General features: G+C 45.7%; 2 protein-coding genes and 1 pseudogene. All 3 read right to left on the bottom strand.

Annotation, left to right across the window (positions count from 1 at the left end; all coding sequences use genetic code 11):
* Positions 1-187: 187 nt before the first annotated feature.
* Positions 188-535 (bottom strand): ABC transporter permease, encoded by a 348-nt coding sequence (locus tag SSCH_RS20050; protein ID WP_232294243.1) that lies wholly within the window; start codon positions 533-535, stop codon positions 188-190.
* On the bottom strand, positions 496-933 hold the full coding sequence (locus SSCH_RS20045; protein WP_232294242.1) for an ABC-2 transporter permease: 438 nt from the start codon (positions 931-933) through the stop codon (positions 496-498). Before SSCH_RS20045 ends, SSCH_RS20050 begins: the two co-directional genes overlap by 40 nt.
* A 62-nt stretch (positions 934-995) precedes the next feature.
* A pseudogene (locus tag SSCH_RS20040) lies at positions 996-1,209 on the bottom strand (ABC transporter ATP-binding protein); the annotation flags it as partial.

Raw genomic sequence — 1,209 nt, 5'->3', positions numbered from 1 at the left:
ATTATTCAATTGGCAAACATTAAAGAATCCGCCCTGGCGTCTAGCCTTATTTCCCAAAAAAGTCAAGTCCGATTGGCTTAATGACAGCTGCAGTTACTCGTCTGGCCTTTATTCCATAATACCAATCCACCCGATAAGTCACCCACAACCACGAAAGAGATGTGTTTGCTGTTGCCTGGGCGTTTTTTTATTCCACCCGATAAGTCACCCACAACCCCAGAGCAAACAATGCTACAGCATAAGCTGCCAGAACCAGCATGGAAACCAGAGGGAATCCGGTATTCAACGCTATAGCTCTTAGGGAAACAGCGGAATGAGTAAGGGGCAATATTTGTACAAAATATGCAATAACATCAGGATATTTTTCCACTCTGAAAAACGTCCCACATAAAAAAGTCATGGGAAGAATTACAAAGGTCGAAAAACGTGACATGCCTTCATGAGAACTAACCACCATCGCTGCCACCAATCCCAATGTGGCGAATAAAAAACATGTCAGAAGCAGAGAAAGAAAGAACCACCCATTAAGGTGCAAATTTGCTCCAAAAAAATAGGAAAAGATAATGATGAGCCCGAAGAAAACAGGCCGCGGAAGCAGCCGCTGAAAATGTTCCCCAGCACCAATGAGGAAACACTGATCGGAGCCGCCAGAAATTCCTCAAGTGTTTTATGATAAAGCCTGCTGACATTAAGGGAAACACCTGTGGCATTGTAGCTGGCATTCATGGCACTCAAGGCCACAATGCCGGGTACCACAAAATCCAGGTAGCTTGTGCTGCCGAACTGGATATTCCTCCCCAACCCCCAGCCAAAAGAGAGCAGGTAAAGCAGTGGGCTGACCATACTACCTGCAAAAAAGCTCTTGAATTTCTTCCGCAGCAGCACCATTTCCCGCCAAAAAACTGTGTATGTATCATAAATCATCTCAATCACCCACCTTGCGCCCGGTTAGTTCCACGAAAACATCTTCCAGGTTGCTTTCTCTGATCACTACATCATGCTTCATTGCTGCGGCATACTGGAGCCTCTCCCCTCTCTTCGAATACATGGTACTCAGTTTCATTATGGTTGGGCACCTCCACAACAACCTTGCCCACTTTCTTCTTTAATTCCTCCGGTGTTCCCAGAGCAATCAATTTGCCCTTGTTCATGATTCCCACACGGTGGCAGAGCAGTTCTGCTTCTTCGATATAGTGGGTGGTCAAAAGT

It is taken from the genome of Syntrophaceticus schinkii, assembly GCF_000946815.1.
In the GTDB taxonomy this organism is placed as follows: Bacteria; Bacillota; DSM-12270; order Thermacetogeniales; family Thermacetogeniaceae; genus Syntrophaceticus; species Syntrophaceticus schinkii.
This window is presented reverse-complemented; position numbering and strand designations above follow the sequence as displayed.